This window comes from Peribacillus sp. P4_D6 (assembly GCF_056401795.1).
Genome location: NZ_JBFUIQ010000007.1, coordinates 26,077 through 41,122, shown reverse-complemented (window position 1 = coordinate 41,122; position 15,046 = coordinate 26,077). Strand labels below are relative to the sequence as shown.

The 15,046-nt window shown below is 41.1% G+C and carries 16 protein-coding genes; 12 read left to right on the top strand and 4 right to left on the bottom strand.

The features are described 5' to 3' along the window. Positions 1-134 precede the first annotated feature (134 nt). Positions 135-1,193, top strand: coding sequence for a calcium/proton exchanger (cax, locus tag AC1DVB_RS04620; RefSeq protein ID WP_057278739.1), 1,059 nt, complete (start codon positions 135-137; stop codon positions 1,191-1,193). Positions 1,194-1,654: 461 nt separating this feature from the next. After that, positions 1,655-2,467, top strand: a complete 813-nt coding sequence (locus AC1DVB_RS04615) for a YfkD famly protein (protein ID WP_034305665.1) — start codon at positions 1,655-1,657, stop codon at positions 2,465-2,467. A 33-nt stretch (positions 2,468-2,500) separates the two neighbouring features. Here AC1DVB_RS04615 and yfkAB read toward each other — a convergent pair whose 3' ends face one another. After that, complete coding sequence (gene yfkAB / locus AC1DVB_RS04610) at positions 2,501-3,628, bottom strand: radical SAM/CxCxxxxC motif protein YfkAB (RefSeq protein WP_095678661.1); 1,128 nt, start codon at positions 3,626-3,628, stop codon at positions 2,501-2,503. 150 nt (positions 3,629-3,778) lie between these two features. Between yfkAB and AC1DVB_RS04605 the strand changes: the two genes are divergently transcribed. Both AC1DVB_RS04605 and AC1DVB_RS04600 read left to right on the top strand, forming a co-directional pair. Beyond that, positions 3,779-3,964, top strand: coding sequence for an SE1561 family protein (locus AC1DVB_RS04605; protein ID WP_034305661.1), 186 nt, complete (start codon positions 3,779-3,781; stop codon positions 3,962-3,964). 291 nt (positions 3,965-4,255) lie between these two features. Further along, positions 4,256-5,824 carry a fumarate hydratase gene (locus AC1DVB_RS04600; protein WP_034305659.1) on the top strand — a complete coding sequence of 523 codons (1,569 nt, stop codon included), beginning with the start codon at positions 4,256-4,258 and terminating at the stop codon, positions 5,822-5,824. A 49-nt stretch (positions 5,825-5,873) separates the two neighbouring features. Here the strand turns inward: AC1DVB_RS04600 and AC1DVB_RS04595 are convergent, their stop codons facing one another. Continuing rightward, positions 5,874-6,011, bottom strand: coding sequence for a hypothetical protein (locus AC1DVB_RS04595; RefSeq protein WP_164468808.1), 138 nt, complete (start codon positions 6,009-6,011; stop codon positions 5,874-5,876). Between the two features lie 111 nt (positions 6,012-6,122). Here AC1DVB_RS04595 and AC1DVB_RS04590 point away from each other — a divergent pair, with 111 nt between their 5' ends. From AC1DVB_RS04590 to AC1DVB_RS04570, 5 genes are all read left to right on the top strand, one after another. Beyond that, entirely contained in the window at positions 6,123-6,308 is a 186-nt protein-coding gene (locus AC1DVB_RS04590) for a hypothetical protein (RefSeq protein ID WP_034306471.1), read from the top strand. A gap of 136 nt (positions 6,309-6,444) precedes the next feature. Next, positions 6,445-7,230, top strand: coding sequence for a delta-lactam-biosynthetic de-N-acetylase (pdaA, locus tag AC1DVB_RS04585; RefSeq protein WP_057278630.1), 786 nt, complete (start codon positions 6,445-6,447; stop codon positions 7,228-7,230). A 122-nt stretch (positions 7,231-7,352) separates the two neighbouring features. After that, positions 7,353-8,237 carry a DNA-3-methyladenine glycosylase family protein gene (locus AC1DVB_RS04580; RefSeq protein WP_057278631.1) on the top strand — a complete coding sequence of 295 codons (885 nt, stop codon included), beginning with the start codon at positions 7,353-7,355 and terminating at the stop codon, positions 8,235-8,237. Beyond that, positions 8,234-9,619, top strand: coding sequence for a 23S rRNA (uracil(1939)-C(5))-methyltransferase RlmD (gene rlmD, locus AC1DVB_RS04575; RefSeq protein ID WP_057278632.1), 1,386 nt, complete (start codon positions 8,234-8,236; stop codon positions 9,617-9,619). Before AC1DVB_RS04580 ends, rlmD begins: the two co-directional genes overlap by 4 nt. Before the next feature lie 117 nt (positions 9,620-9,736). Beyond that, a complete protein-coding gene (locus tag AC1DVB_RS04570; protein ID WP_477588327.1) occupies positions 9,737-10,264 on the top strand; it encodes a YehS family protein in 528 nt (175 codons plus the stop codon). A gap of 171 nt (positions 10,265-10,435) precedes the next feature. Here the strand turns inward: AC1DVB_RS04570 and AC1DVB_RS04565 are convergent, their stop codons facing one another. Beyond that, entirely contained in the window at positions 10,436-11,335 is a 900-nt protein-coding gene (locus tag AC1DVB_RS04565) for a 3-hydroxyacyl-CoA dehydrogenase (RefSeq protein ID WP_477588325.1), read from the bottom strand. Positions 11,336-11,526: 191 nt separating this feature from the next. Between AC1DVB_RS04565 and AC1DVB_RS04560 the strand changes: the two genes are divergently transcribed. After that, positions 11,527-11,793, top strand: a complete 267-nt coding sequence (locus AC1DVB_RS04560; RefSeq protein ID WP_477588323.1) for an SDR family NAD(P)-dependent oxidoreductase — start codon at positions 11,527-11,529, stop codon at positions 11,791-11,793. A gap of 510 nt (positions 11,794-12,303) precedes the next feature. Here the strand turns inward: AC1DVB_RS04560 and AC1DVB_RS04555 are convergent. Next, complete coding sequence (locus AC1DVB_RS04555; RefSeq protein ID WP_477588321.1) at positions 12,304-12,435, bottom strand: hypothetical protein; 132 nt, start codon at positions 12,433-12,435, stop codon at positions 12,304-12,306. 374 nt (positions 12,436-12,809) lie between these two features. Here AC1DVB_RS04555 and AC1DVB_RS04550 point away from each other — a divergent pair, with 374 nt between their 5' ends. Beyond that, the gene (locus AC1DVB_RS04550; RefSeq protein WP_053533707.1) at positions 12,810-14,000 is read left to right on the top strand and encodes a glycine C-acetyltransferase; all 1,191 of its coding nucleotides are present in this window, start codon (positions 12,810-12,812) and stop codon (positions 13,998-14,000) included. Between the two features lie 45 nt (positions 14,001-14,045). Further along, positions 14,046-15,005, top strand: a complete 960-nt coding sequence (locus AC1DVB_RS04545) for an L-threonine 3-dehydrogenase (protein ID WP_053533708.1) — start codon at positions 14,046-14,048, stop codon at positions 15,003-15,005. The last annotated feature ends 41 nt before the right edge of the window (positions 15,006-15,046 follow it).

Here is a 15,046-nt window from a genome sequence, read left to right as displayed (position 1 = left end):
GGATTAAGCAATAGAAATTTGGGTAAATATTGACAAGAAGAGAGAAGATGATAAAATTTTCCTTTGTCATCGCCCGAAGATTTTGTATGATAGTTTTTGTTACATAAAAAGAACTATAGATTGTGAGGAGAAGTATCGTGAATAAAATATTTTTGGGACTTGTCCTGCTGGGCGTCCCTATATCAGTCATCGGGTCATTATTGCATTGGCCGAGTGTGATCATGTTCATCGTATATTGCTTAACAATCGTCGCGCTTGCAGGCTTCATGGGCCGGGCGACTGAAAGCTTAGCGATCGTCATGGGACCAAGGATTGGCGGTCTTTTGAATGCAACCTTTGGGAATGCGGTGGAATTGATCATATCCATCTTTTCATTAAAGGCGGGGCTTGTTGGGGTCGTGTTGGCTTCTTTGACTGGTTCGGTATTAGGGAACTTATTGTTGGTGGCCGGTCTTTCATTCTTTGTCGGAGGGACTAAATACAAACGGCAGAAGTTTAATGTATTCGATGCGAGGCATAATGCCGGTCTATTGATTTTTGCGGTTATTGTAGCCTTTGTCATACCGGAAGTATTCACACAAGACATGAGTGAATCAAGCACGATGTCGTTAAGTGTAGGAATTTCCATTATATTGATCTTATTATACCTTGCTGCATTATTCTTTAAGTTGGTTACTCACCGCGGGGTATATCAGCATACGGAGAAACCCGAGGAACATGAAAAGGAGGTACCGGAGTGGAGCAGGAAAAAGGCAATTATAATACTTGCTGCCGCTACATTGGCCGTTGCGTACGTATCGGAAAAACTCGTCCATACGTTCAGCGAAGTGGGGGAAACCTTCGGATGGTCGGAGTTATTCATCGGTGTCATTATCGTTGCAATCGTAGGTAACGCGGCAGAGCATGCGTCCGCCGTCATGATGGCCTATAAAAACAAAATGGATGTCGCAGTGGAGATAGCCGTCGGTTCCACGCTTCAAGTAGCGATGTTCGTAGCTCCTGTACTCGTACTTATTTCGTTAATGTATCCAACGCATATGCCGCTCGTCTTCACACTGCCAGAACTGATTTCCATGGTTACAGCAGTCTTCTTGATGATCATGATTTCCAATGACGGGGAAACGAACTGGTTTGAAGGCCTTACCTTATTGGCCGCTTACTTCATTATGGGAATTGGATTTTATTTATTATAAGAATGCAGGCCTTCCGATGTGGAAGGTCTTTCTTTTAATAAAATAAAAATGACTCTGCTCAGGTTAGATTTAGCAGAGTCATTTCTATATTAGTAAATTACCATTCATAAGTTATTCCAAAATTTTTCATCATGCTTTTGTAAAAGTTGAGAAAATATTCTAGAGTGTCACACCATCCTTTTACATCAGATTTAAGTATTGGCGAATTCGTTTTCTGTCATCCTTTAAAAGGGTGTCATGGATTGTTCGATAAGCATACCTCCTGAAGGTTTAATAGGTATGAACGATTTCGCCTCCTTTTTATAATGTAAATTAAGTATAACCGATTTGAAAAGAAAAGTAAATATTCTGAACTTTACAAATTCATTACAAAGTTGAAATCTGAATGAAATGTATAGAATGTTGGCTAAAAACAAAATCTATAAACAAATGATTGAACCCCTCAAAAGGAGTGCGACAGCATGAGAAGAACTATTCTTATTACGATGATTGCCCTAATTGCCTTCATACAGGCGAATGTAAGTTTTGCAGCAGATATACCAGAAGTCAAAGCAAATCCGAATAAGGTGAATATTCCTCCTTCCGTATTGAATATTGCAAAGGAGAATACGTATCCGAACCCGACCCAGGATCTTCCGATGCTGCAGCCAAGTAATCTTGCCGAACAATTGATCGAATCGTCGGATATCAAGATTGAAAATCCAGAACTCATCCAAATGTTGAATGAATCCGCAATTGCAAAGGCCCCGCTTGCCTTTGGATACAGGGCGACCATTTACCTTGGTCATTGGGCCTTGAATTATGAGTCTTCGGAAACGGCACCAAACTGGGAATACCAAAAAATCAATACGAATTACTATGATAATCGCGGCGGTGAAGTTCCATATAAGATCCGTTATGTCCAGGAAAGTCAGAAGGCAGTGAGTGGCGGTCTGACGGCGAAAATTCCTAAGGCTGAGGATGTTCAAAAGATGATGCTGTTAAAAGCCACCGAGAAAACGAATTTGCCTTTGGCTTTTGAAACGATCATTGGAGCTGGTACGAAAAAAGATCAAGTATACAATGTTGCGTCAAATAGGATTGGTTACTTATCCAGTTTTGCTTCCGCCGTAAATGAAAAAGGCAAGGTCACATATGGGGAAGTGTATTTGAACCTAAAAGGAAATAAAAGAACCATTACGATAAAGAACATCACTTCCCAAGGCATCGGTGCATGGATACCGGTTCAGGACCATGTTTCCTTCAGTTTTACAGTCTCACAGCAACCCAGGTAAATTGAAAAACTCGCCGGATTGGCGAGTTTTTCTTCATATGGTTGACTTTCTGATCCTGAAGTCCTCTTTCGGGTAGTATGCATTTTTGACGAGTACATTCGGGCCTAGACATTTGACTGCCGGGCAGTGGCAATTCAATTCATTGGCCAGTTTCGAATTCATCCATGTTTCATAGGATTCGGTCAAGGGCTGATCTTTGATATTCCCTAATGTAGGCGCGTCCCCAAAATCGGTCACGATCACTTCCCCGGTGAAAATATTGATGTTCAACCGTGATCGTCCATCAGGATCATTTCGCACAGTCACTTTATGTGAACCATAAAGGCGTTGAAGCAGCTTAATATCCTCTATACTGTTATTGCAAGGATAAAATGGCAGGGTACCGAAAAGCATCCAAACATTTTCATCTCGGATATCAAGCAAATGATGAATCGCTTCACGCATTTTGTCCAGTGATAAAGTTTCAAGTGCCGAAGCGAAATCGCTTGGATACATCGGATGAATTTCATGCCTTTGACATCCCATTTCATCGACGATCTGCCTGTGTATATGCTCAAGATGAGGCAATGTACGTTTATTAAGCATCGTTTCCGCAGATACCAGTACACCAGCCTTTGTCAGCGCACGGGAATTTTCGATCATTTTATCAAATAATTTCTTTCGCTGTTCCCGGGATGGTTTTCGGTCCATCATGGCAAAGCCGATATCAATGAATTCATCGATCGTTCCCCAATTATGGGAAATGTGGAGAACATCCAAATAAGGAATGATTTCCTCATACCGTTCCAAGTCAAGGGTCAAATTGGAATTGATTTGTGTCCGGACCCCGCGACTACGGGCATATTTCAATAGAGGCAAAACATAATTCTTCACTTGTTTTCTTGAAAGCATCGGTTCCCCGCCAGTAATGCTGAGCGAGCGAAGCAAAGGGATCTCATCAAGGCGCTGGATCAGTAATTCCAGAGGCAGTGCATCCGGGTCCTTGGTCTGGAGTGTGTAACCGACGGCACAATGCTCACAACGCATATTGCAAAGGGTGGTGGTGGTGAACTCCACATTGGTAAGGCTGAGTTTTCCATATTGTTCAACGTCCATATATGCTTCCCAAGGATCATACTTGGGTGTAATTGGTGTTAAAAGATCTTGCTTGATTATTGACATATTTAAAACTCCTTACGTAATAATGCACTAACCCATTATGAACAATGGGGACAAAAATTGTCAAATGGCGGAGAGCTGCATTTATAGCTTGCCATTGCACTTTCAAGCAGATTTCGTTACGATGAAAGAAGAACGGAAGGAGAGTGCCTCATGGGAAAATCCATTACAGGTAAAAACGAACAATTAACATACTTAAAAGAACGCCTCACGATGTTCATGGAAGTTCTTGATCATATCGAACCGGAAAATACGGAGTTGGAAGATATAGACCGTTTAATCGGCATGATAGATGATTTGGAAGGCAAAGTGGAACAATTCAAAACCCGCGAAGACTAATATCTGTTTCGATAGTATGATTTTTTCAATGTTAATATTCATGAAGGGATGACGAGAAACTTCGTCGTCCTTTTTTGATGGAAATGTTTGGTGATGAAATTTAACATATGGGCTATTTCTGGCGCTTTACTCATTTCTCTCTAAATTGCTGTTCATTAAGAAAAATAATTACTTGTTTTCGAAAGATTATGTTAGATGTATAATAAAACGGGTGTGAATCATTCACTATTTATAGAGAAGCAGGGAAATGATTAAATCTAATCTAGGGGAAATAAGAGGGGGAAGAGAAATTTGGATATTCAAAAATTCCAAGAAAGTATGTACAGTCTTATCGTTGAAACTTCAACGAATCTTCCAAAGGATGTTCGTCGTGCGGTCAAAAGTGCAAAACAACGTGAAAATGCAGGTACTCGTTCTGCATTGAGCCTGACCACCATCACGAATAATATTACAATGGCTGACGACAATGTATCACCGATTTGCCAGGATACGGGTCTGCCGACTTTCAAAATAAAAACTCCAGTTGGCGTGAACCAACTTGAAATAAAAAAAGCAATTCGAAATGCAATCATTTTAGCGACAAAAGGCGGAAAACTTCGTCCAAACGCAGTTGATTCTTTATCGGGTGAAAATAGCGGGGATAACCTTGGGGAAGGTCTTCCTGTCATTAAATTCGATCAATGGGAAAAAGACTATATTGATGTTCGTCTCATCTTAAAAGGCGGCGGCTGTGAAAATAAAAACATCCAATACAGTCTGCCTATGGAACTTGAAGGATTGGGAAAAGCGGGCCGTGATTTGGACGGAATCCGTAAATGTATCCTTCACTCTGTCTACCAAGCACAAGGACAAGGCTGCAGTGCCGGCTTCATCGGCGTGGGTATCGGAGGGGACCGTTCATCCGGATATGATCTGGCTAAGGCTCAACTTTTCCGCAGTAATGAAGATGTGAATCCGAATGAAGATCTTCGTCAACTTGAAGATTACATCATGAAGACTGCTAATGAATTGGGCATCGGCACGATGGGCTTTGGCGGCGAAACTACACTGCTTGGATGTAAAATCGGTGTCATGCACCGTATTCCGGCAAGCTTTTTCGTATCCGTTGCTTACAACTGCTGGGCGTTCCGCCGTTTAGGAGTGAAAGTCAATCCTGAAACAGGCGAAATCAATGAGTGGTTGTATCAAGAAGGCGAGAAAATCGACTTTGCTCTGGAAGCAGAAAAAGCAGCGAAGGATGAAGTGGCAGCCGCTGCAGAATCGGACGTTGAAGCTTCCCGTGAAATCACCCTGCAAGCACCAATCACGGAAGAACAAATCCGTGAATTAAAAGTGGGTGACGTAGTTCATATTAATGGCAGAATGTATACAGGCCGTGACGCCATCCACAAGCACTTATCTGAAAATCCTGCACCAATCGACCTGGATGGACAAATCATCTATCACTGTGGACCAGTTATGCTGAAGGATGAAGAGGGCAAATGGCATGTGAARGCCGCCGGACCTACAACAAGTATTCGTGAAGAACCATACCAAGGCGATATCATGAAGCGATTCGGCATCCGTGCAGTTATCGGTAAAGGCGGAATGGGACCAAAAACACTAGAAGCATTAAGTGAACACGGCGGCGTTTATCTAAATGCAATCGGCGGGGCTGCTCAATATTATGCAGACTGCATCAAATCCGTCGAGGGTGTGAACTTCACTGAATTTGGTATTCCAGAAGCAATGTGGCATCTGAATGTTGAAGGATTCACTGCAGTAGTTACCATGGATTCACATGGAAACAGCCTGCATAAAGACGTTCAGCAATCTTCATTGGAAAAATTGGCACAATTCAAAGAACCGGTATTTAAATAAATGTTTGGCAAAAGACGCTCACCAAAAGGTTGAGCGTCTTTTGCATATCTTACTCTTTGATTTCCGGCAGTGGATCGATCCTTGATGAATCCTCCAAATTCAATCCGCTTTTCACAAAATGAACAAACACTCCACCACTTAAACCAAGACAACCAACAAAGCCAAGAGTGATAACCCATTCCAGCATTACATTCCCCCCTTGGTACATGTATATGAAAAAAAAGGCGAAAATTACCTCAGAAAAGTACAATCTTTTGGAATGGTTGCACATACATTAGAAGAGAAAGGAGGGATTTTCATGCAGAATAACTACATCTTATTCTTTTTCGCCATGATAACTGGTTTTGCTTTCATCCAACTTCCTGTGGCAAACACGATTTTCTCCGGTCTTGAAACATTCCTTGACGTAGTCGGAATTGTAATCGTTCTCATTTTCGCTATCGCCATTATTTGGAAGGCGGCACAAGCGTTATTTAAAGGATAAACAGAACATGGAGGCCTATCCTTTTCGGAGGAAGGGCCTTTTTTTTGTTTTGCGGAAGGAATTCGACCTTCACAATATCATGCATATAAATCTCCATGTTCCAAACAATAAGAAAAAAGACATGGGGGATGTTCCAATGAAAAAAATGGTGATTTTATCCGCTTTTATATGCTTGATATGCTCTTTGGCCAGTCCAGCTTTTGCAGAATCCTATAATTGGGGGTTCAATAAAGGGAAAAATGGTACACCTGCCGATGCCGGAAAAAAATTCAATGAAATGCTGCCTGAATATGAAGCGATTTATAAGGGGGATACAAAGAAAAAAGTCGTTTATTTAACCTTTGATAACGGTTATGAAAATGGCTATACGGCCCAGATTTTAGATGTTCTGAAGAAACATGGTGCTCCTGGAGCTTTTTTTGTCACGGGTCATTACTTAAAAACGGCACCTGAGCTTGTTGTCCGTATGGCCAATGAGGGGCATATCGTAGGAAACCATTCATGGAACCATCCGGATATGACCAGCGTGACGGACGATGTGATCCGCACCGAACTTGAGCGGGTAAAAGAAGCAACGGAAAAATTAACGGGGCAAAAGGGAATGAACTATTTAAGGCCGCCTCGTGGCGTATTTAATGAGAGAACAATGAGGGTCGCAAAAAAAGAAGGGTATTACCACATCTTCTGGTCACTGGCATATAGGGACTGGATTGTAGATCAACAAAAGGGTGCTGCTTTTGCACATGATGAAGTGCTTAAGCAGATTCATCCCGGCGCGATTTTATTATTGCATACCGTATCGAAGGATAATGCGGAAGCATTGGACTCGATTCTGACGGATCTTGAAAAACAGGGGTACACTTTTGGTAGCCTTGATGAATTAATGATTGAGAAACAGTTGCCGAACCGAATGCTTTATTAAAATGAGAAGCGGGTCCTGTCGTGATATTTCAGGTCCCGCTTTTATCCATTCTTCTCAATTTCAAGTAATATTTCAGGAAACATGCTATAATACGTGGAAAACTGCTAAAGGATGGATCGCTTGTGTGGACAGAAAAATTACAGGTTCAAGGACCCTATAATTTCGATCTTGTTCTCGAACGATTATCGTTAGACCCACTTCAGGTAGTTGATTTTACTAACAGGACGGTAAAAGTTCCGCTATATATAGAAAAAGAACCGATCGTTTTGCAGGTTCAGGCAATAGGAAATATCGATGAACCATCTTTTATCATCAAAGGTCAATCAGAGGTGTACAAGTCAAAAGCAATCGAACGGTTAAAAAAGGTTTTTCATTGGCATGAGCCATTGGAAGGCGTTTCCCGGCACTTCCGGGAATCCGATTTGCGGGAAATCTTCGAAGAGCACCGCGGTACTGCCATCGTCTTGGACTTCGATTACTACAGTTGCCTCGTGAAATGCATCATACATCAGCAATTGAACTTATCTTTTGCCCATACGCTCACGGAACGATTCGTTAAAACCTTCGGCTTCCAGATGGAAGGCGCCTGGTTTTATCCGACACCGGAAACAACCGCCCAACTACAAATCGAGCAATTAAGAGCCATTCAATTCAGTGGCCGGAAAGCGGAATACGTCATCGGACTTTCCGAGCAGATCATTCAGGGCCATCTCAACCTTGATATAATGGAAAAGCTATCCGATCAAGAGGTTATGGATACACTAATAAAAATACGCGGTATCGGTAGATGGACGGCTGAAAACTTCCTGCTTTTTGGAATTGGCCGGCCGAACCTATTTCCTAAAGCCGACATTGGCATTCAAAATGCCTTGAAAATATTATATGGCTTACCGCAAAAGCCAACCCAAGAAGAAATGGAGTCCTATAGTGTGAAATGGGCTCCATATCTAAGCTACGCTTCCCTCTATTTGTGGAGAAGCATTGAAAAACGGAGTGAAAAGAAATGACAAACATTCAAGATACAAAACTAGAAGTGAATCAAACCCTTCCCCTTACGATTAAACGGCTGGGAATTAACGGAGAGGGAGTCGGTTATTTCAAAAAGAAAGTCGTCTTCGTCCCAGGAGCATTACCTGGTGAGGAAATTGTAGCTTTGGTTACAAAGGTTCAGCCAAACTTCACCGAGGCGAAAATAAAAACCATCCGTAAAGAATCACCGCATCGCATTGCTGCGCCATGTCCAGTTTACGCTGAATGCGGTGGTTGTCAGTTGCAGCATTTGAGCTATGACCAGCAGCTTGTTGAAAAACGCGATATCGTCATTCAAGCGATGGAACGTCATTCAAAATTCCCAGTTTCTTCATTAAATATAAAAGAAACGATCGGCATGGAAGATCCTTGGAATTATCGCAATAAAAGTCAGTACCAAGTTGGCCAAAAAGATGGCAAGTTGATTGCAGGCCTTTATGGCATGAATTCCCATACACTGATCGATATCCCGAATTGCCTTGTACAGCATAAGGCAACGAATAAGGTAACACGTACAGTGAAAAAGATACTGAAGAACCTGAACATCTCGATTTATAACGAAAGAAAAAGAAAAGGTGTCATCCGTACTGTCATTACACGGGTAGGATTTGAAACAGGTGAAGTCCAGGTTGTCCTTGTTACGGGAGCGGAGGAAATTCCACAAAAAGATCAGTTGCTAAAACAAATTCGTGACCAATTGCCAGAAGTGAAATCGGTCGTACAAAACATCAACAACCGGGACACATCACTGATCTTTGGCGAAAAAACGATTCACCTGGCAGGCGAAAAAGTCATCAACGAAACATTGGGTGACCTATCATACGAACTATCGGCCCGTACATTCTTCCAGCTTAACCCGGTTCAAACTGTTCGCTTATATGATGAAGTGAAAAAAGCAGCAGCCTTAACCGGCACGGAAAAAGTGGTTGACGCTTATTGCGGTGTTGGAACCATTGGGCTATGGCTATCTGAAAACGCCAAGGAAGTCAGAGGAATGGACGTCATCAAAGAATCCATTGAGGACGCCAAGAAAAATGCCAAAAAACATAAACGCAACAATGTATACTATGAAACAGGCAAAGCCGAGAATATCCTTCCACGCTGGACCAAAGAAGGCTGGAAACCGGACGTACTGGTCGTCGACCCGCCAAGATCCGGCTGTGACCAATCTTTACTGCAGACAATCTTGAAAGTTAAACCGAAAACCATAGTGTACGTATCATGCAACCCGTCCACATTGGCGAAGGACTTACAAGAACTGGGCTCATCATATCGAGTGGAGGCCATGCAGCCCGTGGACATGTTCCCGCAAACGAGCCATGTGGAAGTAGTAACCTCATTGAAGCTGATTAAAGAATAAGCAGAGTGATCCGGGAATCTGTAAAAGGTTCTCGGATTTTAATCTGCGTTTATTTCCAACCATTTGTGAAATAATGAAAGTACTGTGAAAATCGAGAAATACATAGGAGGGTTTTGGATGCATAATCATGATATATTAATTCGATTAAGATATGCGTTGGATATTAAAAATAAAGATATGGTTGAGATATTTAAACTTGGGGAGATCGAAGTGACAATGGAAGAAGTCATGCAGATGCTCACAAAACCAAAAGATGATTATTATGATGAATATGAAGAATATGATGATTTGGATGAAGCTGATGATGGGGTAAACTGCAATAACATGATGCTAGAGTCCTTTTTAAATGGTTTGATCATTTTTAAAAGAGGGAGACAAGAGCCAAAACCTGGTCAGCCTCAAAGTCAGGCACTGGCTGTAAAGCATAAGGAAAGTGTAAATAATATCCTTCTGAAGAAACTGAAAATAGCATTATCATTAACCAGTGAGGATATGATTGATATTTTGGAAGAAGCAGGAGTCATGATAACCAAAGGGGAATTAAGCGCTATATTAAGAAAAGTGGGTCATAGGAATTATAAAGAGTGCGGAGATCGATACGCCAGGAATTTCTTAAAAGGATTAACTTTGAGATATAGGGGATAAGGGTTCGGTACTGTTTTTATGGTGCACATCATGATATTTAGGCCTTGATTTCGTGAAAAGTACTTTTCCGATTTCAGGGTCTTTTTCTATTCGAAGACATTAGGAAGTGAGAAATCATTTAAAAACAGAAGGCACCCCCAGGACACCCTCTGCATAGTAAATACGAGTTCATTAGCCTCTTAAAAAGTCTGGTTTTGCGAAATTGGGGTTAGGATATTTATAGAAGCCTTCTCCTGCTTCTCTTCCGATTTTCCCTTTATCGATATACTCCGTTTTCAATAGGTTAGCCAGCTTTTCAACTTCTGGATCACCTGTCGCTTTCGCTTTTGCAAGTGAAATATTATAAGCGGTATTGATTCCTACCACATCTAAAATGGCGAAAGGTCCAAGAGGTGCTCCTGTTGCGACCATCCACGTTTTATCGATGGTTTCCGTATCAGCCACTCCTTTTAATAAGAGCATTTGGGCAGCATCCAAAAGAGGAACCAATAAGGAATTCAATATATAGCCTGGCTGCTCTTTATGTAAAGGCAGAGGAACCATTCCAATCGCTTTTGCAAATTCGATCACTTCCTCGAACACTTCATTATCCGTTCCAGGATGTTTCATGATTTCTGCGGTATTGTTTTTCCAGATTTCATTAGCGAAGTGTAAAGCCAGGAATTTTTTTGGGCGGCCTGTCGCTTCGGCAAATTGGCTTGGTAATAATGTAGAAGAGTTTGTAGCGAAAATTGTTTTTTCAGGAGCGACTTTTCCTAACTCTGTGTAAAAATCCGTTTTGATTTGAACCACTTCCGGAATCGCTTCAATCACAAGGTCAGCTTTGGCAACTGCCGCAGATAAATCACTGTGGAAAGATATGCGGGCATAAGCAGCATTAAGATCTTCCTCCGCAGCTCCAAGGTCTTCTTTATAGTAGGGCTTCAAATTAATGATCCTATCTTTTGCACGTTCTAATGCTTCATCATTGATGTCATAAACTGACACGTTGAACCCTTTGACTGCAGTTTGAAATGCGATCTGACTACCTAAAACGCCGCTGCCGGCAATCGTGATATTCTGATAATTCATAGTCATTCTCCTTTATTTCTCTGGATATCTCTACTTGTTAATTATGCGCTTAACTTGAATATAGATGCAGGAATAAACTTGATATAGTTTTTTTCCTTTTAAAAGAATGGATAAACACGCAGACCATTTTAAATGGTTTTTACCATTCGTTTATGGGAAGAAGAGACATAGAGAAGCTTGATGAATGAAAGATGGGTAAAACAATTTTCATTACTGGAGCGGGCAGCGGGCTTGGAAGAGGAGCTGCACTCGGGTTAGCAAAGCAGGGGCACCGTGTAATTGCCACAACGGAAATCACTTCCCAGAAAACGGATCTTATGAGGGAGGTGCGGGAACGGGGCTTGGATATAGAAGTCTTCAAATTGGATATTACAAATGAACGTGATCGAGCAAGAATTGATAATCATGACTTTGATGTATTTGTTGCAAATGCGGAACGGTGGGACATGGAAATCTGATTTATGGGAGCATTATTGTCATAGGATTAGTGCAGTAGAGGAGTAATTTTGTTAGTTATGCATCGATTGTGGACAAGGAAGAGAAATAGGGAAAATCCTTATTCTTAGCCCCTTTATCCCATTCTTTTGCATGACTTTTTTGTTTTTTGGACGTGTGATTCAATTCAATATCCGAGCTGATCATCAGCTCATTTTGTATTGTTGTAATGGACTTAAGCGTCCATTAGTACAATGTAAAACAGACAAAAAAGAGGATAATTAATCCCCTTGCTGACTATGGACGAATTGGAAGAACTCGGGTTTGCCTGCGGTTTTTATCTTTAAAAAACAATCCAGTTGATTGGAGCGGGTGAACGGGACTCCTGCTTAAAAAAGCGACCCCTCAGGCGCAAAGCCCCCCGAGGAAAGCGATTGCCTGGGGAGGGAAAAAAGCCCCAAAAACAGTTCATGATCAGGAATGAACCATTCTGAACTTCCTTTTGTCAACAAACTGAAAGGTCTCCCCTTGGTTTACTTGTCTTCATTTGTTTGTTCATCAGGTTTTTGGATGATTTCTTTTAATTCTCCAATGTCACCTTTTGCATTGATAATCTCAAAAATCTCATTTAGACCTTCTGCGGTTTTTTCATCTTCCGTTTTCACTATACCCCTCCTTAATTAGGTTAATGGTTAAGGTCTCCAAAAAACCAGTAGATATAACATCGTTTGCCTTGGAAAATTGATGAAATTCTCTTCGTGTTTTCATTGATATAAACGCATTTTAGGCGGATGTTGATTGTAAGAACTACAAAAATTCAAATTTTTTTGTCCACACAATATGGACAACATTAAAATTATCCATTATTATGAGTGTTATAACACTTAGTATAAAGGGATTTGCACTAATACTGTGTGTGTTTTTGGAGAAGACACGTGTATTTTTGGAAAAAAGGGAAAAAATACAATATTTTTAAAATAGGTGTAAAACATAAAAAAATCCTGCATTTATTCCAACCATCAATAAGGGGGTATATTAAATGTCAAGTGAAATATTAAATGAATTTTTGAAAGAAAATTTGGAAGATTTAAAAGAAAAGGGACTTTACAACGTTATTGATCCAGTGGAAGGTGCTAATGGTCCGGTTATCACGATTGCGGGCAGGGAGCTAATTAATTTATCATCCAATAATTATTTAGGTTTAGCAACAGATAGACGATTAATAGAGGCTTGCATAGAAGCGACGAAAACATATGGTGTCGGTGCAGGTGCCGTTCGTACGATCAACGGAACGTTAGATATTCATGTCAAATTGGAAGAAAAGCTCGCCGAGTTTAAGCATACAGAAGCAGCCATTGCTTATCAATCTGGATTTAACTGTAATATGGCAGCGATTTCAGGAGTGATGGATAAAAATGATGCCATTCTTTCAGATGAACTGAATCATGCTTCAATCATTGATGGATGCCGACTATCCAAGGCAAAAATCATTCCCTTTATCCATTCCGACATGGACGATTTACGGACAAAAGCACGTCAAGCAAAGGAGTCCGGATTGTATAACAAGATCATGATCATTACCGACGGAGTGTTCTCGATGGATGGGGATATAGCCAAACTTCCTGAAATTGTGAAGATTGCCGAAGAGTTCGACTTAATTACGTATGTTGATGATGCGCATGGTTCGGGTGTATTAGGTAATGGTGCAGGAACGGTTAAGCATTTTGGGTTGTCGGATAAAGTGGATTTCCAAATTGGAACATTATCCAAAGCCATTGGTGTTGTGGGGGGCTATGTAGCAGGAAAGAAAGATTTGATTGATTGGTTAAAGGTGAGAAGCCGTCCATTTTTATTTTCAACGGCTGCCACACCGGGAGCAGTTGCAGCTAGCATAGAAGCCATCAATATTTTGATGAATAGCTCAGAACTTCAAAATAAGCTTTGGGAAAATAGCGATTACTTGAAAAAAGGCCTAAAAGAATTAGGGTTTGATATCGGGGAGAGTGAAACACCGATTACGCCTTGCATTATAGGTGATGAAGCAAAAACGCAGCAATTCAGCAAGAGGCTGAATGAAGAAGGTGTGTATGCTAAATCCATCGTATTCCCTACCGTTCCAAAAGGTACAGGAAGAGTGAGGAATATGCCTACTGCGGCTCATACAAAAGAGATGTTGGATAGCGCATTGGCCATTTATGAAAAAGTAGGAAAAGAGATGTCGATCATATAAGTAGATTGCTTGTTTCAGAGTTTAAAACATGGGGAGGGATTTTTGATGAAAAAGGTCTTGGTAACGGGAGCTTTAGGTCAAATTGGTTCAGAACTGACGCTAAAAATGAGAGAGGTTTATGGAGCTGACAATATCATTGCGACAGATATCCGAAAAACGGACAGCGATGTTGCTCAATCAGGTCCATTTGAAGTTTTGGATGTTACGGATGAAAAAGCGATGTTTAACATGGCAAAAAAACATGAAGTGGATACGATTATACATTTGGCCGCTTTATTGTCGGCAACAGCTGAAAAGAAGCCGCTTTTAGCTTGGCATTTAAACATGGGCGGATTGGTCAATGCTTTGGAAACGGCACGAGAACTCGATTGCCAATTATTCACACCTAGTTCCATTGGTGCGTTTGGTCCAACCACTCCTAAAGATTGGACACCGCAAGACATCATTCAACGGCCGAATACGATGTACGGCGTGAATAAAGTATCCGGAGAGTTATTATGTGATTATTATCATCATAAATTTGGTGTTGATACGAGGGGGCTTCGATTCCCGGGACTGATTTCGTATGTCACGCCTCCTGGCGGCGGAACTACCGACTATGCAGTTGAAATTTACTATGAAGCGATTAAAAACAAGCGATATACTTCTTACATTGATAAGGGAACGTATATGGACATGATGTATATGCCGGACGCTTTAGCTGCCATCATTGCTTTAATGGAGGCAGATGCATCAAAATTGAAACATCGGAATTCTTTCAATGTTTCTGCCATGAGCTTTGATCCGGAGCAAATTGCTGCCGAAATTAAAAAGCATATACCGGAATTTGTCATGAATTATGAAGTCGACCCTGTAAGACAATCCATTGCAGACAGTTGGCCAAATACAATTGATTCAACATGTGCAAAGGAAGAGTGGGGATTCAAGGCGGAATATGATTTGGAGAAAATGACCAATGATATGTTGTTAAAGCTGAGATTAAAGTCCCTTTTGGTAACAGCGTAATAAACCTGCCAGCCGAATAAAAGAGTTGCAAAACTCTTTTA

What these genes read in the sequence shown, in the direction of transcription:
- AC1DVB_RS04615 (WP_034305665.1), top strand. Translation starts at nt 1,655, where the DNA reads ATGAGAAGAACTATTCTTATTACGATGATTGCCCTAATTGCCTTCATA.
- yfkAB (WP_095678661.1), bottom strand. Translation starts at nt 3,628, where the DNA reads ATGTCAATAATCAAGCAAGATCTTTTAACACCAATTACACCCAAGTAT.
- AC1DVB_RS04605 (WP_034305661.1), top strand. Translation starts at nt 3,779, where the DNA reads ATGGGAAAATCCATTACAGGTAAAAACGAACAATTAACATACTTAAAA.
- AC1DVB_RS04595 (WP_164468808.1), bottom strand. Translation starts at nt 6,011, where the DNA reads ATGCTGGAATGGGTTATCACTCTTGGCTTTGTTGGTTGTCTTGGTTTA.
- AC1DVB_RS04590 (WP_034306471.1), top strand. Translation starts at nt 6,123, where the DNA reads ATGCAGAATAACTACATCTTATTCTTTTTCGCCATGATAACTGGTTTT.
- pdaA (WP_057278630.1), top strand. Translation starts at nt 6,445, where the DNA reads ATGAAAAAAATGGTGATTTTATCCGCTTTTATATGCTTGATATGCTCT.
- rlmD (WP_057278632.1), top strand. Translation starts at nt 8,234, where the DNA reads ATGACAAACATTCAAGATACAAAACTAGAAGTGAATCAAACCCTTCCC.
- AC1DVB_RS04570 (WP_477588327.1), top strand. Translation starts at nt 9,737, where the DNA reads ATGCATAATCATGATATATTAATTCGATTAAGATATGCGTTGGATATT.
- AC1DVB_RS04565 (WP_477588325.1), bottom strand. Translation starts at nt 11,335, where the DNA reads ATGAATTATCAGAATATCACGATTGCCGGCAGCGGCGTTTTAGGTAGT.
- AC1DVB_RS04560 (WP_477588323.1), top strand. Translation starts at nt 11,527, where the DNA reads ATGGGTAAAACAATTTTCATTACTGGAGCGGGCAGCGGGCTTGGAAGA.
- AC1DVB_RS04550 (WP_053533707.1), top strand. Translation starts at nt 12,810, where the DNA reads ATGTCAAGTGAAATATTAAATGAATTTTTGAAAGAAAATTTGGAAGAT.
- AC1DVB_RS04545 (WP_053533708.1), top strand. Translation starts at nt 14,046, where the DNA reads ATGAAAAAGGTCTTGGTAACGGGAGCTTTAGGTCAAATTGGTTCAGAA.